Origin of the sequence: Treponema sp. OMZ 855, assembly GCF_024181145.1 — a bacterium.
Taxonomy (GTDB): Bacteria; Spirochaetota; Spirochaetia; order Treponematales; family Treponemataceae; genus Treponema.
This window is the reverse complement of the sequence record NZ_CP051194.1, coordinates 1,920,548-1,945,941: the sequence shown is the minus strand read 5'-3', so window position 1 is coordinate 1,945,941 and position 25,394 is coordinate 1,920,548. Positions and strand designations below refer to the sequence as shown.

Annotated in this window: 19 protein-coding genes, 1 tRNA gene and 1 pseudogene; 7 read left to right on the top strand and 14 right to left on the bottom strand. The window is 46.3% G+C overall.

Going from position 1 to position 25,394, the window contains the following annotated elements:
• Positions 1–92: 92 nt before the first annotated feature.
• From E4N65_RS08755 to glpK, 5 genes are all read right to left on the bottom strand, one after another.
• Entirely contained in the window at positions 93–968 is an 876-nt protein-coding gene (locus E4N65_RS08755) for a hypothetical protein (protein WP_044015417.1), read from the bottom strand.
• A gap of 359 nt (positions 969–1,327) precedes the next feature.
• Positions 1,328–1,918, bottom strand: a complete 591-nt coding sequence (locus E4N65_RS08750) for an SAP domain-containing protein (protein ID WP_044015419.1) — start codon at positions 1,916–1,918, stop codon at positions 1,328–1,330.
• 117 nt (positions 1,919–2,035) lie between these two features.
• Positions 2,036–3,283, bottom strand: coding sequence for an NAD(P)/FAD-dependent oxidoreductase (locus E4N65_RS08745; protein WP_253672845.1), 1,248 nt, complete (start codon positions 3,281–3,283; stop codon positions 2,036–2,038).
• A gap of 13 nt (positions 3,284–3,296) precedes the next feature.
• Positions 3,297–4,844, bottom strand: coding sequence for an NAD(P)/FAD-dependent oxidoreductase (locus E4N65_RS08740; RefSeq protein ID WP_044015421.1), 1,548 nt, complete (start codon positions 4,842–4,844; stop codon positions 3,297–3,299).
• 3 nt (positions 4,845–4,847) lie between these two features.
• Positions 4,848–6,341 (bottom strand): glycerol kinase GlpK, encoded by a 1,494-nt coding sequence (gene glpK, locus E4N65_RS08735; RefSeq protein ID WP_044015424.1) that lies wholly within the window; start codon positions 6,339–6,341, stop codon positions 4,848–4,850.
• Between the two features lie 208 nt (positions 6,342–6,549).
• Between glpK and E4N65_RS08730 the strand changes: the two genes are divergently transcribed.
• From E4N65_RS08730 to trxA, 3 genes are all read left to right on the top strand, one after another.
• Positions 6,550–7,359 carry a class I SAM-dependent methyltransferase gene (locus tag E4N65_RS08730; RefSeq protein ID WP_253672843.1) on the top strand — a complete coding sequence of 270 codons (810 nt, stop codon included), beginning with the start codon at positions 6,550–6,552 and terminating at the stop codon, positions 7,357–7,359.
• A gap of 181 nt (positions 7,360–7,540) precedes the next feature.
• Positions 7,541–9,367 carry a hypothetical protein gene (locus E4N65_RS08725; RefSeq protein ID WP_253672842.1) on the top strand — a complete coding sequence of 609 codons (1,827 nt, stop codon included), beginning with the start codon at positions 7,541–7,543 and terminating at the stop codon, positions 9,365–9,367.
• Between the two features lie 126 nt (positions 9,368–9,493).
• Positions 9,494–9,799 (top strand): thioredoxin, encoded by a 306-nt coding sequence (gene trxA / locus E4N65_RS08720; protein WP_044015431.1) that lies wholly within the window; start codon positions 9,494–9,496, stop codon positions 9,797–9,799.
• 120 nt (positions 9,800–9,919) lie between these two features.
• Here the strand turns inward: trxA and E4N65_RS08715 are convergent, their stop codons facing one another.
• The 6 genes from E4N65_RS08715 to sufC form a co-directional block, all read right to left on the bottom strand.
• The gene (locus tag E4N65_RS08715; RefSeq protein ID WP_253672840.1) at positions 9,920–10,702 is read right to left on the bottom strand and encodes a TIGR00282 family metallophosphoesterase; all 783 of its coding nucleotides are present in this window, start codon (positions 10,700–10,702) and stop codon (positions 9,920–9,922) included.
• 16 nt (positions 10,703–10,718) lie between these two features.
• On the bottom strand, positions 10,719–11,696 hold the full coding sequence (locus tag E4N65_RS08710) for a BtrH N-terminal domain-containing protein (protein ID WP_253672838.1): 978 nt from the start codon (positions 11,694–11,696) through the stop codon (positions 10,719–10,721).
• Positions 11,697–11,715: 19 nt separating this feature from the next.
• On the bottom strand, positions 11,716–12,912 hold the full coding sequence (locus E4N65_RS08705) for a SufS family cysteine desulfurase (RefSeq protein WP_253672836.1): 1,197 nt from the start codon (positions 12,910–12,912) through the stop codon (positions 11,716–11,718).
• A 226-nt stretch (positions 12,913–13,138) separates the two neighbouring features.
• Positions 13,139–14,350, bottom strand: a complete 1,212-nt coding sequence (sufD, locus tag E4N65_RS08700) for a Fe-S cluster assembly protein SufD (RefSeq protein WP_253672835.1) — start codon at positions 14,348–14,350, stop codon at positions 13,139–13,141.
• On the bottom strand, positions 14,350–15,798 hold the full coding sequence (sufB, locus tag E4N65_RS08695) for a Fe-S cluster assembly protein SufB (protein WP_253672833.1): 1,449 nt from the start codon (positions 15,796–15,798) through the stop codon (positions 14,350–14,352). The genes sufD and sufB overlap by 1 nt, the downstream gene beginning before the upstream one ends.
• 8 nt (positions 15,799–15,806) lie before the next feature.
• Positions 15,807–16,538, bottom strand: a complete 732-nt coding sequence (gene sufC, locus E4N65_RS08690; RefSeq protein ID WP_044015440.1) for a Fe-S cluster assembly ATPase SufC — start codon at positions 16,536–16,538, stop codon at positions 15,807–15,809.
• A gap of 186 nt (positions 16,539–16,724) precedes the next feature.
• On the opposite strand from sufC, the gene E4N65_RS08685 reads away from it, so the two are divergent.
• Positions 16,725–16,796 (top strand) — tRNA-Val (locus E4N65_RS08685).
• 67 nt (positions 16,797–16,863) lie between these two features.
• On the opposite strand, the gene aroC is transcribed toward E4N65_RS08685, so the two are convergent.
• The 3 genes from aroC to E4N65_RS08670 form a co-directional block, all read right to left on the bottom strand.
• Positions 16,864–17,979 (bottom strand): chorismate synthase, encoded by a 1,116-nt coding sequence (aroC, locus tag E4N65_RS08680; protein WP_253672831.1) that lies wholly within the window; start codon positions 17,977–17,979, stop codon positions 16,864–16,866.
• A gap of 130 nt (positions 17,980–18,109) precedes the next feature.
• Positions 18,110–19,744, bottom strand: coding sequence for an FRG domain-containing protein (locus tag E4N65_RS08675; RefSeq protein WP_253672829.1), 1,635 nt, complete (start codon positions 19,742–19,744; stop codon positions 18,110–18,112).
• Between the two features lie 138 nt (positions 19,745–19,882).
• Positions 19,883–22,813 (bottom strand): leucine-rich repeat domain-containing protein, encoded by a 2,931-nt coding sequence (locus E4N65_RS08670; RefSeq protein ID WP_253672827.1) that lies wholly within the window; start codon positions 22,811–22,813, stop codon positions 19,883–19,885.
• Positions 22,814–23,305: 492 nt separating this feature from the next.
• Here E4N65_RS08670 and E4N65_RS08665 point away from each other — a divergent pair, with 492 nt between their 5' ends.
• The 3 genes and pseudogenes from E4N65_RS08665 to E4N65_RS08655 all read left to right on the top strand — a co-directional run.
• The gene (locus E4N65_RS08665) at positions 23,306–23,986 is read left to right on the top strand and encodes a DUF3298 and DUF4163 domain-containing protein (protein ID WP_253672825.1); all 681 of its coding nucleotides are present in this window, start codon (positions 23,306–23,308) and stop codon (positions 23,984–23,986) included.
• Between the two features lie 47 nt (positions 23,987–24,033).
• Positions 24,034–25,221 carry an exodeoxyribonuclease VII large subunit gene (gene xseA, locus E4N65_RS08660; protein WP_253672823.1) on the top strand — a complete coding sequence of 396 codons (1,188 nt, stop codon included), beginning with the start codon at positions 24,034–24,036 and terminating at the stop codon, positions 25,219–25,221.
• A 65-nt stretch (positions 25,222–25,286) separates the two neighbouring features.
• A pseudogene (locus tag E4N65_RS08655) lies at positions 25,287–25,394 on the top strand (AAA family ATPase); the annotation flags it as partial.

Here is a 25,394-nt window from a genome sequence, read left to right as displayed (position 1 = left end):
AAAAAGGGAGCTGCAACAGCAGCGACCGCCAAAGCAACTTTCGTGCCAAAACAAATGAGGTTGAGCGGGTGTTAGATTTTTATTTTTAAATATTAAAATCCAACCACTATGGTGTCGTCTTCTGCATCCCCTTCATATACAGTGTACAGTATCTCTTTTTTTAATCCGAAATAGGCAGATGAGCCAATTTCCCATTCAACTGCACTACCATCAACTGTTTCAACTTTCAGTTCTACTCCTTCTAAAATTTTACTACCAGATGTTACACTTATATTAGTTGTTTGATTAGTACATTTCACTTTACTTGCATTAAATTGAATCGTTATTTCTTTTTTATCCTTCTCAGAATAATCTAATTTAATTTCATTTAAATTATTTGCATCGGAAACTTTAACATTATACCACAAATAATTAAATTCATATAATTGCTCAATATTTTTTATTTTCCATACAGCAACTTTATCAGAGGGAATATTTTTAGGAGTGAACTCCAACCCGTCCTGTTCAAGAACTTCAGAGTTTTTTTCTATCTCGCTATCATCCTTTTTACATATAACTTTTGTATCATCAAAAACTATTTTTAACTTTGCTGGGATTTTCAGAGTATAACTTACATTGATGGTATTTCCTTCTGCATCATTTTTTGAAATCTTATACCATATACCGGAAGATGTGGCATTTTCTATTTTCTTACCAATCATCCATTTATCAACGATCTTCCCAGTGGGAATATTTATTGCAGTAAACCACACCACAGCACCTTCAGCAACCATCATATCACTTGGTATCTCTGCATTATTACTGCCATCAAAACACTTTATCTTTGTTTTGTCAAATTTTATTACTATAGTATTCGGATTGCTTGAATTGCCTGAACCAGCGGGATTTTGACATCCTGTTATCACAAGTACTGCACTAATTATTAAAACTAATGCGCCAATTATTGAAACTACTTTCCTCTGTTTCATGTCAACCTTCCTTTCGCAATGTCTTTTTCCATTGCGAGTTCTATTTCTCAGTCGAATGCCTGTTTCGATTGATTCTGTGCTCGCTTGCCTCTAGGCAGGTCAATCTAACATCTTTTCGGCCCTTCCTCATAATATCATACGAACGCCCCATCTGTAAGCTAAACTGTTACAAGATAAGAAATTAAATTTTTCTTCCATAATAAACACCGGAACACATCATCAACAACCAGATTAGGCCTATCTTCGCTAAATGGGATAAAGGCGAATCGGTGTACTTGAGGAAACACCCATTGCCATGCCCACGCTTTACCTGCAGCGGGATATTTTTTTGCAAGGGCAGAGGGAAGATTAAAGTTTCTCTATATATTTATCTCTGCGTCAGGGGTGTTGATTTTTTTCCACGTTATATAATCTTTTTTGACTTTCATATCTTTTAGCTTATTCCATGCCTCTAAAGCATCTTCTCTTGTTGCATTTTTTTCATTTGCCAGATAATCACTGATGAAGTTATTAAATTTACAGGATGGAATTTGAGGAAGCTTTCCTTCCGTTTTGTTTAACCGAATGTATTCACAAATGACATCATTATACGTTATTTTTTCACCATGAGAAAGTTTGACTTCAATCCATCGATTAAGCCAATATTTTGCCCCTGATTTCGGTTTTAATCCTCGAACTCGTTTATCCATTTCACTATGTATGAATTCCCATGTTTCTTTTTTGTTGCTAAAATTTTCAACATAAGTATGACTATTCAATATGTCTCTATTCCGGCTTTTACTCCGATAACAATTCTTTTTATTCACCGTTCCGGTTTCCAAAAACTGAATAATCATCTCTTCAAGCTGATCCTTTCGTATTTTTGAATCAAAAGGAATTTCAAGCGATTTTGCTAATGCTTTGAGTTCACTCATGTACCAATATTTATTCTCAAATGCTTGTATTGTCATAGAGCTTTTTTCTTATGTACCGTGATTATTGTATAACTGTATGCATTAACAGTTATCATACTATCATCAATACTGATATCCTGATTTCTGTGCACGCCGCGTCCGGCTAACACCCCATTACTGCACCGTAACTTCTGCGGTGATTGGTTCCGTCAAGGAACGTATTTTTTCGGTGCTCAACGGTATGTTGATCATTTCGGAGGGAATCATGCGGGTAATCCGTTTTGTTGCAAGCACCGTGTTGCCCGATTTTACCGATACGATTGAGTTTTGGTAGATGGCATCCACCCGCATGGACAGGTTCACCCCGTCGGGCATGTGCGTCAACACCTTGCGCGGCATCACATAGCGGATACCTTTGCCGAGCGTACAGGGAACGGAAGCCGAATCGGTCAGCGCGCCGAGCGCGTACAGTCCTGCGTGTTTACCGGCGATTCTGCTTTCCCGTGTTACAAAATCGACGATGTCGTGTACATGCAGCACATTACCGCAGGCGAATATTCCCGGTATCTCTGTTTGCATCGCGCTGTCAACCATCGGTCCGTTGGTAATCGGGTCGAGTGTGACACCGGCTTTTACCGAAAGTTCGTTTTCAGGGATCAGACCTACCGAAAGGAGGAGTGTGTCGCAGGGATAATATGTTTGTGTGCCTTCAATTTCGTTAAAATGCGAATCGATTTGCGAAACGGTAACGCCTGCCAACCGGTTCTTTCCGTGGATAAAGCTGATATTATGGCTTAACAAAAGCGGTATACCGTAATCCTCCAAACATTGGGCGATATTCCGGTTGAGTCCGCTCGAAAAAGGCATAATCTCTACGACGGCTTTTACCTTTGCACCTTCGAGTGTCATGCGCCGCGCCATAATCAATCCGATGTCGCCGGAGCCGTAAATGACAACCTCGCGCCCCATGCGGCAGCCTTCCATGTTCATCATCCGCTGTGCCATGCCCGCAGTATATACACCCGCCGGACGGTACCCTTTTACGGCAATCGCGCCCGCAGTGCGTTCGCGGCAACCCATCGCAAGCACAACGGCTCCGGCCTGTATGGTTTTAAGCCCGTCCATCCCTGCCGCAGTGATAAGCCGCTCCGGCGAAATATCGAGTACCATTGTATTCAGCATTACCTGAATATCCGTTTGTGCAGTCTGCATAATAAAGCGCTGCGCATATTCCGGCCCGGTCAGTTCTTCTTTAAATTCATGCAAGCCGAAGCCGGCGTGGATACATTGATTGAGGATGCCGCCCAATTCGCGGTCGCGTTCGATAATCAAAATTTTTTTTACGCCGGTTTCCCGCGCGGCGAGGGCTGCTGCCAAACCTGCGGGGCCGCCCCCGATCACTACAACATCATATTTCATCATGCTCTTTTTCCATTTAAGATTTTGAGGAATTACCGCTGCGGATTTCACTCTCTGCGGTGTTCTTTAACCTTCCCAATACGATCTCCGTACCCTTGTCCGATTTGGCGATGTTTTCCATCGGCAGCTGTAATTCCCTGCTGAGGATTTCCAAAACGCGCGGCGTACAAAAGCCTCCTTGACAGCGTCCGGTTCCGGGACGTACCCGCCGCTTAACACCGTCAACGGTACGCGCTCCGGCAGGACGGCGGATTGCTTCGATGATTTCCGCCTCCGTTACCGTTTCGCAGCGGCAGATGATCCGTCCGTAGAGCGGATTTTCCGCAATCAGGGCTGCCCGCTCTTCGTTGGAAAGGGCGGAAAACTGACTGATACCTTTCCGTGCAGTAACAACCTGCGGCTTTTTTATCAGCTCCGCTCCTGCATATTGCAAAAGCTCCACAACGTATTCGGCAATTGCCGGCGCCGAGCTCAATCCGGGAGATTCGATACCTCCGGCGTGAATAAATCCCTTTGCATGCTTTGAAGCATAGATCATAAAGTCGCCGGTACTTGGACGGGCGCGCACACCGGTAAAGGTGCGTATGGTTTTTCGGAAGTCGAGCGCCGGTACCGATTTTTTTGCGGAACTGTCAATCTTGTTCAGACCGGCAAGCGTTGTCGAAGTATCCTCGCGGTCGTCAACGTCCTGTGCCGTCGGTCCTGCCAAAAGGTTGTTATCATAGGTGGGAGTTACCAGAACACCCTTGCCCATTTTGGTCGGCGCCTGAAAGATAACGTGATGCACCAGATCGCCGCATACCTTATCCAACACACGGTACTCACCTTTGCGGGGATTGATAGTGTAATCGCAATCGCCGATCATCGCGGCAATCTTATCCGCGTAGAGTCCTGCGGCATTGATAACATACCGCGCGGTAAAAACTCCCTGCGATGTCGTTACGGAAAAAGTATGTTCTTGCACCAACGTTTGTGCAGTTACAGCGTGAACGGCGGTATCCTGTGTTGGCGCATGTTGAATATCCTCATCTATTTTTTGTATGCCGGTTACCTCGGCATTGCATATCAGCTCAACGCCGTTTTCTACCGCATTTTCGATAAAGGCATACGTCATCCCAAAGGGACACACGATACCGGCAGTCCCGCAAAATAGTGCTCCCTTCGTCTCGGGCGAAAGGTTCGGCTCTTCCGCTAAAGTCTTTTCCCTATCCCAGATCTCAAGCTCCGGCACACCGTTTGCAATGCCCCGTTCATAGAGCTTTTTAACTTCCTCCATATCTTCATCGGAGAAAGCAACAACTAACGAACCTATCTGCTTAAAATGAAATTGCAGCTGCGGCGCAAGGCGGCGGATCAATTCATTTCCGCGTACATTGAGGCGGGCTTTTAATGTGCCCGGTTTTGCGTCAAAGCCTCCGTGCACAATAGCGCTGTTTGCCTTGGAGGAACCTTCGCAAACTTCCGAATGTTTTTCGAGCAGAGCAATGCTCAGCCGGTACTGCGACAACTCGCGTGCAATAGCACACCCGACAACACCCCCGCCGATTATAATCACATCATACATGAGTTAGTTTTCCCAGTTCATGGCACGTCTTATCGCCTTTTGCCAACCGGCATAGCGCTGTGTCCGCGCCGCTTCGTCCATTTGAACGGTGAATGCGCGGCCTACTGCCCAGTTGCGTTTAATTTCTTCCATATCTTTCCAGAAGCCGACTGCCAGTCCCGCCAAGTACGCAGCGCCGAGTGCGGTTGTTTCCAGCACCTGCGGACGGTGCACCGGTACGTTCAAAATATCGGCTTGGAACTGCATCAAAAAATTATTGACCGCCGCGCCTCCGTCTACTTTCAGCGCCTTGAGCATAATGCCGGAATCTTTTTCCATTGCGGAAAGGACATCCCGTGTCCCGTAGGCAATCGACTCAAGGGTGGCGCGGACAATGTGTTCACGCTTAGCGCCGCGGCTTAAGCCCACAATCGCACCCCGCGCATACATATCCCAATACGGAGCGCCGAGACCGGTAAAGGCGGGCACAACGTATACGCCGTTGGTATCTTCTACCCGCTCTGCGTAATACTCCGTTTCGGCGGCGTCGTACACCAGTCTTAACTGATCCCGCAGCCATTGCACGGCTGCTCCCGCTACGAAGATACTTCCTTCAAGCGCGTAAGTTACCGTGTCTTCGATGCCCCACGCAATGGTCGTTAACAACCCGTTCTGCGAGATAATCGGCGCAGTGCCGGTGTTCATCAGCATAAAGCACCCGGTGCCGTAAGTGTTCTTCGCCATGCCTGCTTCGAAGCATGCTTGTCCGAACAGCGCCGCCTGCTGATCTCCCGCGGCTCCTGCAATGGGGATGTCGGCGCCGCCGAAGGTGCGTTCATCGGTTTTGCCATACACGCAGCTTGACGGTTTTACCTCCGGCAGCATTGAACGCGGAATATTCAGTTCCGTCAGAATTTCATCATCCCATTGCAGGGTGTTGATATTGAACAGCATGGTGCGGGATGCGTTGCTGTAGTCGGTAACGTGTACCTTGCTGCGGGTTAAATTCCAGATGAGCCACGTGTCGATATTCCCGAATAACAGTTCTCCCCGTTCCGCCCGCTCGCGTGCTCCCGCTACATTATCAAGTATCCATTTTATTTTCGTGCCGGAAAAATAGGCGTCGACAATTAGCCCTGTCTTTTTCCGTATCGTATCCGTCCATCCCTTTGCTTTGAGTTCGTCGCAGATTGAAGCGGTACGGCGGCACTGCCACACAATCGCATTGTATACGGGCTTTCCGGTATTCTTATCCCACACGACGGTGGTTTCGCGTTGATTGGTAATGCCGATTGCCGCAACCTCATCGGGGCGCGTTCCGGTTTCTTCCAATACTTGCCGGGCAACACCGCTCTGAGTTCCCCAAATTTCCATGGCATCGTGTTCCACCCATCCGGACTTAGGAAAAATCTGAGTAAACTCTTGTTGTGCAGTAGCGATAATCGTACCGGCTTTATCAAATAAAATAGCACGGGAACTCGTTGTTCCCTGATCAAACGATAAAATATATTTTTTCATGCTATGATATACTATAAAGCGGTTCAGGCAATTATGCAAGTTCAAGGATGCATACCAGCCTTACCGGATAAAAATGTTGCCCCCTCTTGACTTAAAATCTCAATTGAATTTGTATATGTAATAAACAGGAATGGAGCATTTAGAGTGTTAAAAAACAGAGATCTTAGATTTTTCAGCATTTCCTGTCAGAGTCTGAGCGGAGGTAATTATGAATGAATTTAACGGCGTGGCCGATACGATGCTGATACCGATGGCTGCGCGGATCTATGCGTCTAAACATTTTCCTGAATATTTTTATGATGAAACGGCTTTGTCGTTGGAATCAAAAATTCCGGCGGGAACATTTGAGCGGATTTGGAAATCATCGTCTCAATATACGATGCTGGCTTCGGTCGCTCGCTATTATAATTTTGACGAGATGATAAAAAATTTTTATGCCAAGCATGAAAAATGTAATATCATTAATCTTGGAGCCGGATTGGAAACTGCCGCGTTTAGATTACCTGAAATCAAAGCTCCGTTTTACGAAATTGACTTACCCGAAGTGATAGCGTTGCGTAAAAATATTTTGAATACGAGAGAAAACGAAACGCTGATCGATGCGGATATTTTTAAGCTGGAGTGGACGGATGGTATTGACACTTCTATCCCGTCCTTGCTGATTGTATCCGGCGTCTTTCAGTATTTCCGCGAAGAAAAAGTGCTGGCTTTTTTATCCGCGATTAAGGATCGCTTCCCGAAGGGGGAAGTAATTTTTGATGCGACAAATGCAATCGGTATAAAGTATGCCAATAAGTATGTACAAAAAACAGGTAACACTTCGGCGCAGATGTATTTTTATGTAGATGACGGTTCTGCCTTTGCGCAAAAATGCGGCATGGAACTCATAGAACAGCGTTCCTTTTATACTACCGCGCGGAAGCTGTTAAAGCATAAATTAAAGCTGTATACCCGTATCGCGATGAAAGTATGTGACGATGGAGGCAGAACCATTATTCTGCACTTAAAATTGAATTAAGGGGGGAATTACTTCCTTATAAGATAAACCGATAGACTTGCCGGTTTATGGGTATCCACAAACTTTAAGCTTTCCTCTTGTTCAATTAGAAAAAGTATGCGATAATAAAAAACAAATGGCTGTTAGTGTAAGACTCCCGGATATTTTGCGCACTTATGCTTTGCGTTTTAATAGTCCATTTGTGGGGATTAGCGAATTAACCGATTATTTACGAAAGTATGCTCAAAGAAATATAGCTGAAAAGCCGGATCTTGCTTCTTTCATTGATATATCGGAAGCAAGATTGGTAACGGAGCTGGAAGCTCTTGAATCGGAAGGGAAAGTAGAGCTTATTGACGATAAACGGAAGGGTAAAGTTGTCTTTGTTCCGTTCTATTTCCTCGATAAGGTAACCCGTCAATACGAGACGATTCGGGAAAAGCCGGAATTGCCTTTCCCGCTTGCCAGCGCGATACCGCAGAATTTTTCCAAACGGTTTCTTCGTTATATCAGGATTAATACCGATTTTACCGAACTGCAGCCGGAAGCTGAAAGCAATACCTTTCTGTATCAACTTATGTTTCCGGATGACACACCTCCGCTTATCTTCCCGGGGAATTTTTCTACCGATCAGATGCTTGATCTTGCGATTGCAAAATTACGCTTCTTTTTTCAGAAGGATGAATTACGGGATTTTATTCAAAAGAAGTTGATAACAGCAAACCCCGGAAAAGAATATTCCATTAGAAAGTTTATTCTTACGATTCAAGCCCATTCTTCCGAAGCCATGTATACGTTGAAAAAATCAGGCGATGTATATTTGTATTGGAGCTATCTTTGCTCGGTTGTAAAACAGGAATTTTCGAAGAAAACCGAAAAAATGAGCGATGAAATCACCATTTTGCAGGCTATCTTTATTATTGAATACCTGAATAACTATTACCGGAATAAGACGCAGCAGTCGCTTCAACGGGAAACTGCACTAAAGAATCTTGATTTGGCACTTCAAAAGCCTCCATATTATTTTAATAAGGCTGCCATTGTTAATTTTAAAGATTCCCGCGGGGTACCGCTGCTCGGGCAATATAGTCAAGAGGATCTTGAAGAATATATACAGGAAAAAACTGCTGCTGACGGCGATACTAATTTACCCGACCTTCTTAGCTTCAAAACTCCTGATGGCGAGCGGTATTACATCATGTTGGATAAAACGGTGCCATTGATTATCTCACTGGTGAACGATAACCGGAAAAAATTACGGGATGTTTGCTTAAAGAAATGGTATCAACAACTGATACGGTTTGAACAATCCGATGCGATGCACACCGATTCGGCATTTAATCAGTTATTAAAGACCTTATGTGCGGAATACGTACCGGTATTGTATGCATTACTAGGCGCCTCGTTTATTCCTATGCTTTCAGCTGACAAACGTATTACGGAACATCAGGCTGCAGAAATTCGGAGAATATTTTCCCGTGACCGGTTATTGTCCTATACCGACTTATTTATGATGAACAGGCAAGAACTTTTAACCGATGCAAAAATTCTCTTGCCTTTCTGGTATACGATTCCTATTTTATCTTCTATCATCGCTTTTTTTATGCGCCCCAAGAAGTCTCGTCACGCTGCTCGGTCGGGAAATTCTAAGTCAGGATCTTTACCGCAGCAACCGGGAACCACGAATAAAAAAGTTTCGCCGCGGGAAATTGCGAGCGAACTGCAGGCTGAATTTATTCCTGAAAATAAAAGTCTACAGGATTGCATTATTGAACAGCTCGATCTGTGGAATACGATTATCGATCCGGTAATTAGAAAGCAAAATACCGAGGATGTGAACTCTTTTATCAGAGATCAAGTGAAGATAGCGCATAGGACGCAGTCTTTTTTAAAATTAACTTCCGATCGTATTCGTAATCTGGCGGATGCAATTGTCAGTACGCCCGGTTTGGCAAAAGTAAAAAATAAAGGGGCACTAAGACTTTATACGGAATATTATATCTTATGGCTTGTGCTGCATTCTGTATAAGTATAAGAAAAGAATGCATATCCTCTATTCGATAGCCTTCTTTTTTTGTATCTTAACAATGTCTGAACTGATAAATACCGGTTAACCGGTAAATAGCTCAGTTCATATTTTATGGAGGAAATTGGTATGGCTGTACTACATTTAAATCAGGAAAATTTTGATAAGACAATCAATGATGCTGAAACGGCATTGGTAGATTTTTGGGCGCCGTGGTGCGGGCCTTGTAAGATGCTTGGTCCCGTTTTTGAAGAAGCGGAAAAGGAAGTTAACGGAAAAGCCGTTCTCGCGAAGGTCAATGTAGACGAACAGCAAGATCTTGCTGTAAGATTCGGCGTTACCAGTATTCCGACGCTCATCCTTTTCAAAAACGGAAAAGAAGTTAAACGCTCTCTCGGATTTATTGATAAAGCCAAGATACTCGCATTGCTCTAACAAGCAGGTAATCACCATACCCCGATGCAAAGTCGGGGTGTTTTTCTCTCCGCATCAATAAGAACATATTTTAGGAAATACCGACCGGTCGAGCGGTTTCATCTTACGGAACGCCGGTCTTTAGATACCTGCCTTATATACCCGTTTTAACGAAAGCGTTTTTTTTGTTTCCAATGATACCCTTGCAATAATACCGCAGAATAGTGCTTCTCCGGTTTCCGGTATGTCAAATGTCTGCGGGGTAAGTGTGAGGCTTCGAGCTACAGCAGCTTCAATAGAGCTGCCGATGATCGAATGGAATGCCCCTATCATGCCTGCATCGGTAATGTAGCCGGTGCCGCCTGCGAGGATACGTTCATCGGCGGTTTGCGTATGAGTATGAGAACCGAACACACAGGAAACACGCCCGTCAAGATAATAAGCGAGGGCTTCTTTTTCCTGTACCGATTCCGCATGGAAATCCACCATAACTATTCCGTCAGCCAGTTCCGTTAATAAACGGTCAGCCGTTTGGAAAGGGCAATCGATCGGGCGCATATTTTCCCTTCCTTGCATATTCAGTACCGTCAATGTCCCCTGCGGTTTACGCACGGTGATGATGCCGCTGCCCGGCGCAAGCGGGTAATTTGCAGGGCGCAGTATCCGCGGTTCCTGTCCGAAATCGGCTCGCAAGTCAAACCGCTCCATACTGTGATTCCCGCCGGTAATAACATCAACTCCGGCAGCAAATAACCGCTCGGCTTGTTCCAATTCTATGCCGGAGCCTTTCGCCGCATTTTCTCCGTTTACGATGATAAAATCAAGTTTTTCAGCTTTAATCAGCACCGGTATCACTCGTACTGCAATATCGACGCCGAGTGTTCCGCAAATATCTCCGCCGAAAAAAAGAGTCAGTTCATCCATTTCGTAGCGAAATACCCTATATATTCACAAGCAGCTGCATTGCACCGTACTCTTTGGTCGAAATCATTTTCAGCTTTTCCGAAGCTGTTTCGATATACCTTCTGTCCTCAGTCTCGGCTGTTTTTTCAAACAGTGAAATAATCTCCGACCAGTCCTGTGCAATTTCGACAAATGCATCATACGCATTTCCGATATTCTTGTTGCCGGTAAACAGATACGCTTCTTGCAAAAAATCACGGTAGAGATTCCTAAACAATGCTCCGCCAGTGCCGGCCCGTTCCATCAGCATCGCAGTTGTTCCAAACTCATCTTTTCTGTTTTTTGACGTATCATACCAATGAAGAAGCACTTCCGATGCCTTTTCAATACCTTTGTATGCTAAATTTTTAATCGGCGGGTTGAGGTAGGTTGTTGCATTATTCCGAATCGCTTGTACAACAGCGTTTTCCAGCGGAACGGGCTTTTCCCCTTTCTCAATTATATACGAGCGGTTTTTTGAGGACATCGGTCCTTTTTCACTTCGGGCACGTTCTAAACTTTGAAGCGAGGTTATAACCGCTGTCCCTTGCTGTGCCGTATCAACTAAAAAGGCAGAAGTTTCATCATAGCCGGTCATAGCAACATAATGACCTGCAAAATGAATTGGATGAGAAAAATACTCAAGGTGATAGCAGTCCAGTTTGAGTCCAACTGCTTTTCCGCTGTCTAACAACGCTTTTACCGTTTGCCACGCTTTTGGCTTTGAGGCCGTCTCCAAAACCGTCAGTTTTAAACCGAGATTCCGTGTGATATTTTCCGTTACCAGATCAGGTTTTATTCTTCCGCCGATAAAGGGGTAATCCATCGTTTTCATATTCCAAATAATAAACCCGAGTCCCTCGCCAAGTCCGAATAACATCGGTTCGCTTAACTCAATTCCGAGTTGTTTTAAGAGCGTTCCTGTAGCAGTTGTTTCGCAATGCTGTCCGACAAACGGTTTAAGCGCTATTTTCATTTTGATACACTCGCTCCCCTTATATTTTAAACACATCGTACACTTTTTTGAGGGCGGCGGCGAGGGCGTCGATGTCTTCCTGCGTGTTGTAGATGCCGAGGCTTGCGCGGCAGCAGGAGTTGATGCCCATGTAGTCCATTAGCGGCTGCGTGCAGTGGTGTCCGCTTCTGACCATAACGCCTTGCTCATCCAGAATATACGCAGTGTCGTGCGAATGGACGTCTTTGACGTTAAAGGCGACGGTGGGTACCCGCCGCTGCGCATCCGTATAGTACGCTTCTACAAAGTCGAGGCTTTTTAAGGCGGTTACGAGTGACTGGTGCAATCCTTCCGCATAGCGGTGTACTTCCTCAAGTCCGAGTTTTTTCAAAAAGTCGATACTCAACTGTAAAGAATGAATCGCAGCGGCATCTAAGGTACCGCCTTCGTACTTTGCGCCGCCTGCTTTAAATTCGCTGGTTTGTTCACCGACATAATCAATCATGCTGCCGCCGTAAAGGAAGGGCGGCATTTTTTCGATCAGTGTGCGCTTGGCATACAGCACTCCGGCGCCGAACTCCGCATAGAGCTTGTGTCCCGAAAACGCGAGGAAATCGCAATCCCATGCCGCAACATCATGCGGAAAGTGCGCGATGGACTGTGCCGCATCGATAACGACGACGGCGCCGTACTTATGCGTCTCCGTGATGATCTCCTGTACCGGAAAGACAACGCCGGTGGTATTGACGGCGGCGGTTACCGCTACAATCTTGGTGCGGCTGCCGAGCAGGGCTTTAAAACCCGCCATATCGAAGTTGCCGTGTTCGTCAAGGTAGACATACCGCAGCGCGGCGCCGGTTTTCCGCGCAACGAACTGCCATGGAATAAGGTTTGCGTGATGGTTGGCAATCGAAATGATTATTTCATCGCCGGCATGGAGCTGCTCCAATCCGTAGCAGTATGCAATGATATTGAGCGATTCGGTTGCATTCTTGGTAAAAATAACCTCGCCGGAATCGTCGGCGCCGATAAAACCGCTTACCGTAGTGCGGGCGGCTTCAATCAATGCGGAGGATTCCATCGCAAGGGTATGGGAGCCGCGCCCTGCGTTTCCGTTGCTGCGGGTGTAGTACGCCTGTACGCCGTCGAGCACTGCCTGCGGACGCTGCGCAGTTGCGGCAGCATCCAAATAGTGAATATTCCGATTTTGCAGCAACGGGAAGTATTGCTTATACATAATCTCTCTCCAAGGTAAACGCATCAGATATTTTATTGTATTCCCCGCAGCATAAGTGAGCCTGTTCAACCAGAATTTCGCCGCGTTGCGTCTCAAATGGTCGCCCAATCTCACTTATTCTGCGACTTTTACCTATTCACCTGATGCGTTTACCTTTTTTCTAAAAAATAAGGCGCGAAATTTTATGTTTATAAAATTTCGTGCAAAAGGAAAGCAACCGTTTTACCTATTTCCGATGCGGTTGCCCGATATTCGCTGCCCCCGTTTTTTCCGGAACGGTACCGGATGCAGCCGTTTTATCCGCTTGCGCCTGAATCTGCGTTGATAGACGTGCATCAAATTCCTCGTTCAGCCGGTTCCTTATTGCCTCATCAGGAATACTGTTAAAGACGGGGCGGAATGCAGCGTCGATAATCAGTTTTTTTGCGCTGAGCTCGTCGAAGCCGCGGCTCATTAAGTAGTAGAGTTTTTCTTTATCGATGGCGGCAAAGCTCGCGGCATGCTCCCCGATAACGTCATCCTCATCGCAGAAGATGGTCGGGATGCTCGTACCGGCGGCATTTTTATCAAGCATGATACTGTTATCCGCAAAGCGGGCGACGGAAGCTGAGCATCCCTTATTCAAGAAAATATTGCCGCGGAAAACCTTATGAGCCTCGTTTTTCAGCGCGCCGCGGGCTTTTATCTCCGACAGCGTGCTCTTGCCGTTGATAATCAGATTATGTTCAAGATCCATCCGGCGCGTTTTATCGACAAAGTACAGCGGGAAGATGTCCACTTCCGCCCAATCTTCCTGCATATAGGAAGAATAAGACACGCCGTTTTTTTGCGAACCGAGCTGTATGTCGTGAACGGTTACCCGTGCTCTTTCGCCGACATCCATCCGCACTGTTTCAAAGTTGAGCGCGGTGTCTGCAAAGTTTTGAATTTTGATAATCTCGACTGCGGCATGTTTCCCGACACGGATACTGATAAGTCCGTTCCGATACGATTGCAGCGCGGGGGATTTTTCGTCGGTATCGAAGTAGAGGATGAGCCGCGCCGCAGCGTTATCTGCTATGTCGATATAGCTCTGGTCAAACAACACGGAATGAGCCGCGTCAACGGTGAAGCGTACGAAAAAGTCCTGCATCGCTTCGGGTCTGTTCTTATCGTATTCAGCGTTATCAGCTTCAATTTTGAGGTAAAAGCCGCTGTTCCGCTTCGTCTGCACCTCATCGGTAAAACGTTTCCCCAGTCCGCAGTTTTTTTCGCGCGGAGACTTTTCGGTGTTGAATATTTTAGCCACCTGCTCCGCACTGCATGTTTTGAGGAAGTCTTCAATCGGCAGATACTGCGCGGTTTTAGATTCCGTATGAAAAAAGATACCGGAAAAAGGAGCCGCCGGTACATCCTGTATATGATAATCGAGCCGTTTAAAATAGTTATCGTTTCTCATCAGCCTATCGTCCCCTCCAGCTCAATGGAAATAAGGTTATTCAGCTCGACGGCATATTCGAGCGGAAGCTCTTTGGAGATCGGTTCGACAAAGCCTTTGATAATCAAGGATTTAGCCGTCGCTTCGTCGAGTCCGCGCTGCATGAGGTATAGAATCATCGAATCGCTGATGCGTCCGATCTTCGCTTCGTGTCCGATGTCGGCGTCATCGGTATGGTTTTCGATAATCGGGATGGTGTCGGTGCGGGACTCGTTATCCAGCATCAGGGATTCGCATTCGGCGAGCGCCTTTGCGCCGGTTGCATCCTTACCGATAACCAGCAAGCCGCGGTAGTTCGACTCGCCGCCGTTTTTCGCAATGGAGCGCGAGTGCATTTCGGACACGGTATTCTTTCCGATATGGACGGTTTTAGTACCGGTGTCGAGACACTGCCCCGCGGAAGCGAAGGTAACGCCGGTAAACTCGGAGCGAGAGCGGTCTCCCTTCAAAATACTCATAGGATAGAGCATTGTTACGCGCGAGCCGAACGAGCCGGACACCCATTCGATAGCGCCGTCTTCTTCTACGATTGCCCGCTTGGTATTCAGGTTGTAGAGGTTCCGCGACCAGTTTTCGATCGTGGAATAGCGCATGGTCGCCTTTTTGCCGACATACAGCTCGACGGCGCCTGCGTGGAGCGCATTTTTATAGTACTTAGGTGCGCTGCATCCTTCGATAAAGTGCAGATAAGCGCCCTCATCGACGATAATCAGCGTGTGTTCAAACTGCCCTGATTGGTTCGCGTTCAGTCTGAAATAAGATTGCAGCGGGAGTTCGACCTTGACGCCCTTGGGTACATACACAAACGAGCCGCCCGACCATACCGCACCGTGCAGCGCGGCAAACTTATGATCGTTGGGCTTTATCAGCTTCATAAAATGCTCGCGGACAAGATCACCGTAACGCAGCACCGCCGATTCCATATCGAGGTACACAACCCCTTGGTCTGCAAGGTTTTTCTGTAAGCTGTGATATACCACTTCGGAATCATACTGCGCGCCGACGCCCGCCAGCGAGGTTTGCTCCGCTTTGGGAATACCGAGCCGGTCAAAGGTCTGTTTAATCTCTTCCGGCACCTGATCCCAATCTGTAGCCATCGGCTTTTCATCGGAAACAATGTAGTGAATAATCTCTTGAATATTGAGGTCGGAAATATCGGCGCCCCAGTCCGGCATCGGCCGTTCAAAAAAATACTGCAAAGATTGCAGCCTGAGGTCAAGCATCCACTTGGGTTCCAGCTTGCGGGCGGAAATCTTTCGCACCACGTCTTCGTTCAAACCGACACCGGTGGAATACTGATAATCGATTTTATCCTTTATATCGTAAATGCCCCGCTCAATATCGGAGATGAAGGTGCGCTTTCGCGTTTGGAACAGGGGCGAGCGAGAATCTCTAAAATCATTACTCATAGCCGCTCCTACATCCCTGCGTATCCGTGCTTTTGAATATGCTCTACCAGCTCGATGCCACCAGTCTTTACCAGTGATCCGTTAATCAACACGTGGACATAATCGGGCTTTAAGTAATCGAGCACCTTGCTGTGGTGAGTGATGATTAAAATACCCATGTCCGGCGTTTTCAGTTTTGCAACGCCCTCAAATACAATTCTGGTGGCATCGATATCCAGCCCTGAATCCGTTTCGTCCAGAATAGCGAGCTTGGGCTGCAAGACTGCAAGCTGAAGAATTTCGTTCTTCTTTTTTTCGCCTCCGGAGAAGCCCACATTCAAACTGCGATCTGCGTACTCGGGATTGATGCTGAGCGTTTGCATTAAACGCATCAGTTCTTTATGAAAGGTGAGCGCCGGGATTTTTTTACCGGTGACGGCTTCCTTTGCAGCGCGGAGAAATTCTTCTACTTTTAAGCCCGGAATTTCTTCGGGATTTTGAAAAGAAAGAAAGATACCTTTTCGCGCCCGCTCAAAAACGGGCAGATCATTGAGTAATTCTCCATTAAAGAAAATTGAACCCTGATTCACCTGAAAGACGGGATTCCCGACAATCGCTGCAGCAAGCGTGGATTTTCCGGCGCCGTTCGGCCCCATAACCACGTGTACCTCGCCTGCGTTGATGGTCAAGTTCAAATTATGCAAAATCGGCTTTTCATTCACCGATAGATGTAAATTTTCTATATGTAATAGCGGTTTCATTCGCAACTCCTTCGTGTGAAATATATTACTGAAATATTATAACAAGATGCAAAATACGTTACAAGAGTTCACAAGAAATGAGCATTACACGGGCACATTGATAGGAAAGGGCAACCGCAACAGGAATATTTTAAACGCTTGCCTAAACCCCGAAAATATGCTACATTCGCTCCGTTGTTTCGTAAAGGACGATTAACTCAGCGGTAGAGTGCTACCTTCACACGGTAGAAGTCACTGGTTCAAACCCAGTATCGTCCATTTTATCTTTCTCATTATTTACTACGACACTACAATTCAATAGTGCTACAATCCGATATCGATTTAATTAAACTTTTAAGATTTGAGCTGCTCCTTGCCGAAGCATCATATCCGCAAGCACAATGGCAACCATCGCGTCGATAACGGGCATAACCCGCCGATAGAGGCAGACATCATGCCGTCCCGTAATAGCATGACTTATGCAATCCCCGCTTGCGGTTTCCATTATCTGTTCTTGCGCAATTGAAGGCACCGGTTTTATGACTGCCTGAAACACAATGTCTTTTCCGTCGGAGATGCCGCCGGCAATTCCGCCGTGATGATTTTTATCGATAGCATTTGCTTCAGAACCGGACATACGCGCCAGCTGAAAGCCAGCCCCGAATGCAATACCCTTAACGCTACCGATGGACAGCACCGCCTTTGCGAGCTCCGCTTCAAGCTTATCAAAGACCGGCTCGCCGAGGCCGGCAGGAACATTCCGCACCGTACATTGTACAATAGCTCCGGCGGAATCACCTGCCTGTTTAATAGCTGCGAGTTTACTATTTATTTCCGAAGGGAGTTCATCCGTTGCAGAGATTGGGTTACAGGGGATACCTGCAATTTCTATTGCTGAGGTTTGGATAGTGATCGGGAGGATGGAGCCATGCTGCGGGCGGTTTTCTCCGGAAGCGGATGTGCCGTCCAGCGGTTTACCGTCAGCCTTGCACGCCGTATACTGTGCGGGATGCGGTACCGGATAGTGTGCCAGCACTTTCTTTGCGATAACGCCTGCAGCAATTCGTGCAGCGGCTTCACGCCCCGATGCGCGTCCGCCGCCGCGCCAGTCGCGGCGGCGGTATTTTGCCTCGTAGGCAAAATCCGCATGACCGGGACGGTATAGGTCTTTTAGTGCTTCATAGTCATGCGGACGCGCATCGGTATTGCGCAAAAGCACCGCGATCGGCGTTCCGAGGGTTTTGCCTTCAAATACGCCGGAAAGGATTTCGGGTATATTCGGTTCCCGCCGCGCGGTTTCAAACGTACCCGAAGGTCGTGCCGTATTAAATGCAGCGGTAAAATCTTCAAGTTCCAGCGGAATACCGGCGGGGCACCCGTCAACGACAACGCCGATTGCGGCTCCGTGGCTTTCGCCAAAGGTAGTAACTCTAAAAATCGTTCCGAATGTATTTCCTGCCATGGCGGTAGTTTACTTTAAATACCAGCAGAGCACAAGATCACCGGAGGGCAGAATGGGGAAAACATTGAAGAAACCGAATTTACCTTTTTGTAAGGCTTTGACAGTAGTGTTGTTTCTCGATATTCTCAGGCTATCTAAACGCAATTTCAGACTGATACTTTTGCTTTATTTTTTTGAGATTGTGTCTAAACACCTCTTTTGTATTTTTCATCTCACTGCTGAGTTCAATAAGCTGATTTCCTATTGTTTGCAATGCCGCAGCGGTCTGATCAAATTTCATACCTGCTAATTCGCGGCAGGTATAACATTTTAACAGCTCACCGATGCTTTTTAATTCTTCTGCAAGCGGATTGGGCAATTCTTTCAAGAAAGCGTTAAACAGCTCGTGTAAAATCTTGTTTGTTTCTTTTAAAGCGAGACTACAGTTTTGCAGGTCTTGCAAAATAGAGTTACTACTATTGTTAGGTTGCAGTTCACCAAGTTTTTCGGAAATGGTATCCAGTATCTTTTTTAGTTCGCCGGAGTATTTACTTGAAAGACTTGTTATAAAAGGATCTATAGCTGCAATACATTGATTCAGATTATCAATTACCGCTTTATTATCCTCGCTATACGATATGTAAGGATTTTCTTCAAGCTTCCGTATATATGTTTCTATCTTTTCAATATAATGGGAAAGGTTGGCATTCGCTTTAAAGTTCTCTAACTCTTTTATGGCTTTATCAAGCAGAGGCAATAGATCATTTTGCAGAGGCAATAACTTTTTATCATCTTGTAGCTTAATCTTTACATTCGGTAGTATATCCAGCCGTGTATCGAAATTTGTATCAATAGATTCGATACAGAGGCTTCGCATGATCACAAGTTTTAAAACGTCGATCAATTGTACCATAACGTCCTTTAGTTTATTGGTGCTTGAACATTTTGAGCTAATTACAATCAATTCACCAATATATTTCCCAAGTGTTTCGTATATTCTTTTTTCATCAGGAAAGAGTGTGTTCCAGTCAACGCCTTTCTTTTGCAGTTCATCTAAAATACCTTTTTTTGCTTCTTTATCAATGAGGATGCGCTGCGGTAAAAGCCATTTTTGATTTATTTTTTTCTGAGCCTCATAGAGTGATAAGCCGAAAAGACAGAAAGCTCCTTCTTGTTTGATAATGCGGTCATTATTTTTTTTCGTCTTAACGCAGAGAACCGTGCTTAAATGATCATACTCTATATTATTTTCCGGGAAGTTCATCCGCTCTTCTTGTATAAGGTGATGCAGCTCATCGCTATTTATTTTTTTTCTCGGTCCTAATTTACACAAATTACTTAGGATTGCAACCTTATCGCTGTTGTAGTATTCGATATCATCTTCCGGAACGACAAAGATAACCACTTCTCCGTCAATATCAGCATGGGCATTACAGGCAAAATACAGTCCGACATACGGGCTGCTTGATATGTCCAGCAGGCGGGTAGGCATACCGAAATGCTGCATTTTTACGAGCTTTTCCAACGCTGTCGGATCATTGATAAACTCTGCATGATTTTCTACCACGGTATCGTTAAACAGTTTGTCTTCATAATCCAGTAAATTGCCATCACGGAAAATGGAGGCAACATTTTTATAGGTATATTGAGCGTGTCCGCGGTAAAATATCTCTTTACGCGCTTTTTTGCAGTCTTTAGTGAGTTCCTCTACCGTTTGAATAAAGTCGTTGAGCGAATCGATTTTAGTTACCAAGCTATCGTTTGCGGTAGTATTGTTTGTCGGCATACTTAATCTCCTTCTTATGTGTTTTATACGCAAAGTCTTGTCTTGTATTCATGTCTTTGCTCTCGTTCCGCAAGGGCTTGCCCCCTTTCGGGACAAGCCCCTGCCACCCGTGCAGCTTAAATGCTGCACGGATTTCTTCTACGGTTGTTCAATAATCTTGCTTGCATCAATCCCGTAGTCAATCAGCTTCTGCTTTACATTGCCGCCGGATTTAACCTTAAACCGTGCTTCGGCATGGATATTGTAAAAAGGATTGCTTTCTATCTCGGTTATATTCACCGCTTCGATAGTGATGTCTTTGAGTCCTTTGCAATTGTAAAAAGCAGTGCTTCCGATTTTGGTAAGCCCTGAAGGAAGGGTTATGCTCGTCAGCCCCGTGCAGCCGGAAAAAGCAGCTCTTCCGATTTTGGTAAGGTCCGCAGGAAGGGTTATGCTCGTCAGTCCCGTGCAGTCTCTAAAAGCATCTTCTTCGATTTTGGTAAGCCCCGCAGGAAGGGTTATGCTCGTCAGCCCCGTACAGCCGTAAAAAGCAGCGCTTCCGATTTTGGTAAGGTCCGCAGGAAGGGTTATGCTCGTCAGTCCCGTGCAGTCTCTAAAAGCATCTTCTTCGATTTTGGTAAGCCCCGCAGGAAGGGTTATGCTTGTCAGCCCCGTGCAGCCTCTAAAAGTACTGTATTCGATTTTGGTAAGCCCCGCAGGAAGGCTTACACTCGTCAATCCCGTGCAGCCTCTAAAAGCAGCGCTTCCGATTTTGGTAAGGTCCGCAGGAAAGCTTATGCTCGTCAGTCCCGTACAGCCTCCAAAAGCATCTTGTTCGATTTGGGTAACACTCGCAGGAAGGGTTATGCTCGTCAGCCCCGTGCAGCCTCTAAAAGTACTGCTTTCGATTTTGGTAAGCCCCGCAGGAAGGGTTATGCTCGTCAGCCCCGTGCAGCCTCTAAAAGTACTGCTTTCGATTTTGGTAAGCCCCGCAGGAAGAGTTATGTTTGTCAACCCCGTGCAGCTGGAAAAAGCCCCGCTTTCGATTTTGGTAACACTCGCAGGAAGGTTTATGCTCGTCAACCCCGTGCAGCGGAGAAAAGCATCGTTTCCGATCTGAGTAAGCCCCGCAGGAAGACTTATGCTCGTCAGTCCCGTACAGCCTCTAAAAGCAGCGGTTCCGATTTCGGTAAGCTCTGCAGGAATGGTTATGCTCGTTAGCCCCGTGCAGCCGGAAAAAGCATCGCTTCCGATTTCGGTAAGGCCCGCAGGAAGGCTTATGCTCGTTAGCCCCGTGCAGCCGGAAAAAGCAGCGCTTTTGATTTTGGTAAGCCCCGCAGGAAGTTTTACCTCGGTAACTTTTACGCAGCCTTTAAAGGCCTCATATCCAATGTATTGTACATAGGCGGGAACTTCGATTACCCCTTCGGCAGTTGTTTTACACGATTCGACATAATACCCTTGCCAATCTTTTCTAATGGTAAGTATATCGTCGGTTTCAAAGGTTACCGAAACGGTCTTGTCTGCTTTTACCGTATGGACTTTAACATAGCCGTGTTCGGGGTCGGTATTGACGTTTTCCCACTTTAAGAGCCGGTAGCCCGTTTCGGGAATGGCGGTAAAAACGATGTGCTTGCCCTCCGCCACTTTTTGCGTACCGTCAAAGGACGCCCCGTCAAGCGTTGCGGTAAGACTGCCGTGTTCCGGTTGGCTAAACGTTATGCGGTACTCGGGCACATTGATGAATTCGACCAACACGTGTACCGCTTTTGTAACGGTGAGGGTACGAATTGGTTGAGTGTCTGCATCTTCCCATCCTGTCCATTTCCTTACACGGTAGGTCGGGTCAGGTTCTGCCGTAAAGATAATAATTTTATCCTTTTCTACCTCGCCGCCGGTAAACGGAGCGCCGTCAAGGCTTGCTGTTAATGTGCCATTCTGCGGGGTATCAAAGATAACGTTAAATTTTGGAACCGGAATAACCTCGACTCCATACTCAAACTCTACAGAAACAGCCGCATTTTCTTTTACCGTAAGCACAACCGTTTTATCCGTACTTGCAGGATTATCCGTTCCCGTCCATTTCTTTACACGGTATCCGGCGGCAGGAACAGCGGTAAAGACGACTGTTTTCCCTTTTTCTACCTGCGCCTTGTTTTCCGTAAAGGTAAGCGGCTTACCGTCTACTTTTGCGCTGACGCTGCCGTTCGCTGTAGGAGGGGTAAGAGTAATCTCAAACTTCTGCACCGGAATAACAGCACTTTCAAACTCTACAGAAACAGCCGCATTTTCTTTTACCGTTAGTACAGCCGTTTTATCAGTACTTGCAGGATTATCCGTTCCCGTCCATTTCTTTACACGGTATCCGGCAGCAGGGGCTGCGGTAAAAACAACAGTTTTCCCTTTTTGCACAGCGCCGCCGCTAAAGTCTGCTCCGTCTAGCTTGGCACTCAGCGTACCGTTCTCCGATATTTTTGTAAAGCTCACCGTATATTTTTCCGTAAGACTTTCTATATCAATAAACTCGACGCTTACGGCGCTCTCTTTTTCTACTATTAAGCCAACCGTGGTATCGGTACAGCCTTCTTTTCCCGCCCCCGTCCATTGCTTAACGGTGTAGCCCTTATCCGGTTCCGCCTTAAAAAGCACTGTCTTGCCTTCCGCTACAGTTCCACCCGTAAAGTCTTTTCCGTCAATACTTGCCGTAAGATTTCCGTGTTCGGGTTGCGTAAATGTAACCGTATGCATAATTGCCGTGCATTCTGCGGTTACTGAAACGCCTGCCTTCACGGTAAGACTGACCGTACCTTTATCACCGGCATTTTCTATCCCCGTCCAGCGTGAAACCTTCATACCGCTTTGCGGATGAGCGGTAAAGGTTACGGTCTTTCCGGCTCCAACGAATTCCCCGTTTGTAATTGCCTTTCCGTCTACACTGGCGGTAACGGTTCCCCCGATAGCGCTAAAGCTAACCGGATATGAATTAACCGTAACAGACGGCTGCTTACAGCCTGCGTATACAAACACAAATAACAAGAGGTTTAAAATAGCCGCTCTTTTTATTTGTGTTCCCTTTTTTTGTGTACGCATAGTACACCTCCTTTTGTATGTTGATGTAATTGAATGGAAAAACAGGAAACCGGTATAAATGCAAAAACCGTACTGAAGGCATACAAAGCAGCCGGTACGGTTTGCGGTAAAAGAAAAAAGGTTAAAAATGTATAAATTATTGTAGTATAAAGAGTTATTTTAATGGGGGGGGGGGGTAAGTCTTTAACAGATAATGAGTTGCCCGCCTCATCCTTTTATCGTTGAAGAGGGAAAACGCCCTTCTGTTAACGGTAAGAAAAACGAATGATCTGTGCGACTTCTTTATCTGCATAGGGGATATGGTATAGTGGAAGGTGGCAAAAGTCAAGGTTCTTTTGAAAATATACGGTGCGAGGTTTGTTATGCGGTAACCTTTTATATCTTACGGATGTTTTAGATATCATGTGTACAATATGCATGAAAAGGAGAGAAAGCCGTAAGGACTCCCTATGAGTACGGTACACACGATTAACAACCTTACAGGAGAATAATATGAAGAATTTTAACCGCACTTTACGTATAAGTGCAACAATCGGTTTTATTTTGGTGCTATGCTGCTTGGCGTTTGCTGTCTATGCGAAGGATAAAGATAAAAACAAGAAGCCGGGAATCAGCTATGAGGCCGACATCGACTATCCCGTTTTTGAAAAAGAACCCCTTCTCAATGCCCAAGTTTCCGATGTTGTTCAGAAGGCACTTGAAGCCTTTAACAGCGAATTCTTTTCTGCGGAAGCGCCCGCCTATCCGCAAGGTTTTCAATTCAATATCGACAGCAGCTCGGTATACGAAGATTCTAAGCATATCAGTTTTCTCTTAACTGTCTATCAATATGTCGGCGGCGCAGCACATGGCAGCACCACCCTTATTCCGATAACCTACAGCAAGCAAACAAAGAAGCTGCTTTCATTGGAAGAAGCTTTGCAACCGGCAAAAAAAGACTGGCTTGCAGCTCTTTCAACTGAGGCACGTAAACAGCTGAATGCTCAAGTTCAAAAGAAGACCTTTAGCTCCGACGAAGATTGGATTAACAGAGGCACGGAACCTACAAAAGAAAATTTTGCGGTCTTTAAGCTTGAAAAAAATTCCGTCCGCATTGTTTTTAGTCAATACCAAGTCGGGCCGTATGCTTCCGGTATGCCGGAAATTGTTGTTCCCCGCTCGTTGTTTAAGTAGGTTTGTTACAGCGTAGATTTTTTATAATATTATGATATGATGCCGGTATGGATCACGTATATTCGATACAAGAGATTACTGGCATTATCAAATCGCTTTTTGAGCAAAATTTTACCTCCCTCCGCATCGCGGGAGAGATTTCCAACTGCCGCTCTTCAAGCACCGGGCACCTCTATTTTACCCTAAAAGATGAAAAAGCCGCATTGCAAGCGGTTATGTTTAAAGGCCGTACATGGACACTCGGCTTTGAGCCGAAAGACGGACTCAAGGTTATTGTATCAGGTTCGCTGTCGGTATATGAGCAGCGTGGTTCGTACCAGATAATCATCGAAACGATGGAGCTTGCCGGAGAAGGCGCTATTCTGAAAATGCTGGAAGAGCGGAAGCAGAAACTTGCGCGCGAAGGCCTTTTTGACCGAGACAGGAAGCGCCCATTGCCGTTTTTTCCACTCCGTATCGCCGTGATTACCAGCCCAACGGGCGCCGCCCTGCGCGATATACTCACTGTGCTTTCGCGCAGGAACCGCACGGTAAGTGTTACCGTGCTTCCCGCTCCCGTGCAGGGGGCGGAGGCGGCTCCTGTGTTAGCTCGTCAGCTGGAAACCGCCAATCGGTATAAGCTTGGAGAGCTTATCATTATCGGAAGAGGCGGCGGCTCCTTGGAAGACCTGTTGCCCTTCTCTGATGAGGCTGTTGTCCGTGCTGTAGCCGCTTCTGAAATCCCCGTTATCAGCGCAGTCGGGCACGAAATCGACTGGGCGCTTACCGACTTTGCAGCGGATGTACGCGCGCCTACGCCGTCTGCCGCCGCCGAACTTGCCGTACCGGTCTTGGATGAAATTACCGATACCATTACTCAAATACAATCCGATATGCTGCACAGTATCGGCAGCGCTTTGGAAAGAATACGGCTTACGATTAAAGGGTTTACACCGGAGTCGCTTGAAATGAAATTCCGCCGTATCGAGCAGCCGCTTTTAATGCGCCTTGACGATGCGAAAGAAAATCTGCTGTACACAATGCAGGCGCGGCTGACTGACACAAAGCACCGGCTCGCCTTGCTGACCCGTACCATTGAAGGGGCAAACCCGCAAGAAATTCTCAACAGAGGGTATTCTATCGTCTACAATCGGCAGACGGGACTTGTACTCCGCCGTGCGCAGGATGCAGCAGCTGCCCGTGAACTCCGCATTAGACTCGCCGACGGAGAAATTGCCGCCTCTACCGAGGAGTAAGCATCAATCGAATGGCAGGCGTTAAGCGAATGGCCGTGGGGAGATACTTTTGAGGTAATCTGAAACGGCGGTTTGGCAAGAGCTTATTTCTCTCAACATTGGAAGCCTATTTTCTCGGAAAAAAAGAGCTGTTCAAGGGATTATATCTTGAAAAACTGGAAGAAGATTGTGCT

Excerpts from the sequence above, each read along its gene's own strand:
- sufB (WP_253672833.1), bottom strand. The coding sequence starts at position 15,798 with ATGAGTAATGATTTTAGAGATTCTCGCTCGCCCCTGTTCCAAACGCGA.
- E4N65_RS08755 (WP_044015417.1), bottom strand. The coding sequence starts at position 968 with ATGAAACAGAGGAAAGTAGTTTCAATAATTGGCGCATTAGTTTTAATA.
- E4N65_RS08745 (WP_253672845.1), bottom strand. The coding sequence starts at position 3,283 with ATGATGAAATATGATGTTGTAGTGATCGGGGGCGGCCCCGCAGGTTTG.
- sufC (WP_044015440.1), bottom strand. The coding sequence starts at position 16,538 with ATGAAACCGCTATTACATATAGAAAATTTACATCTATCGGTGAATGAA.
- trxA (WP_044015431.1), top strand. The coding sequence starts at position 9,494 with ATGGCTGTACTACATTTAAATCAGGAAAATTTTGATAAGACAATCAAT.
- E4N65_RS08670 (WP_253672827.1), bottom strand. The coding sequence starts at position 22,813 with ATGCGTACACAAAAAAAGGGAACACAAATAAAAAGAGCGGCTATTTTA.
- sufD (WP_253672835.1), bottom strand. The coding sequence starts at position 14,350 with ATGAGAAACGATAACTATTTTAAACGGCTCGATTATCATATACAGGAT.
- E4N65_RS08740 (WP_044015421.1), bottom strand. The coding sequence starts at position 4,844 with ATGTATGATGTGATTATAATCGGCGGGGGTGTTGTCGGGTGTGCTATT.
- E4N65_RS08705 (WP_253672836.1), bottom strand. The coding sequence starts at position 12,912 with ATGTATAAGCAATACTTCCCGTTGCTGCAAAATCGGAATATTCACTAT.
- aroC (WP_253672831.1), bottom strand. The coding sequence starts at position 17,979 with ATGGCAGGAAATACATTCGGAACGATTTTTAGAGTTACTACCTTTGGC.
- xseA (WP_253672823.1), top strand. The coding sequence starts at position 24,034 with ATGGATCACGTATATTCGATACAAGAGATTACTGGCATTATCAAATCG.
- E4N65_RS08710 (WP_253672838.1), bottom strand. The coding sequence starts at position 11,696 with ATGAAAATAGCGCTTAAACCGTTTGTCGGACAGCATTGCGAAACAACT.
- E4N65_RS08715 (WP_253672840.1), bottom strand. The coding sequence starts at position 10,702 with ATGGATGAACTGACTCTTTTTTTCGGCGGAGATATTTGCGGAACACTC.
- E4N65_RS08675 (WP_253672829.1), bottom strand. The coding sequence starts at position 19,744 with ATGCCGACAAACAATACTACCGCAAACGATAGCTTGGTAACTAAAATC.
- glpK (WP_044015424.1), bottom strand. The coding sequence starts at position 6,341 with ATGAAAAAATATATTTTATCGTTTGATCAGGGAACAACGAGTTCCCGT.
- E4N65_RS08750 (WP_044015419.1), bottom strand. The coding sequence starts at position 1,918 with ATGACAATACAAGCATTTGAGAATAAATATTGGTACATGAGTGAACTC.
- E4N65_RS08730 (WP_253672843.1), top strand. The coding sequence starts at position 6,550 with ATGAATGAATTTAACGGCGTGGCCGATACGATGCTGATACCGATGGCT.
- E4N65_RS08665 (WP_253672825.1), top strand. The coding sequence starts at position 23,306 with ATGAAGAATTTTAACCGCACTTTACGTATAAGTGCAACAATCGGTTTT.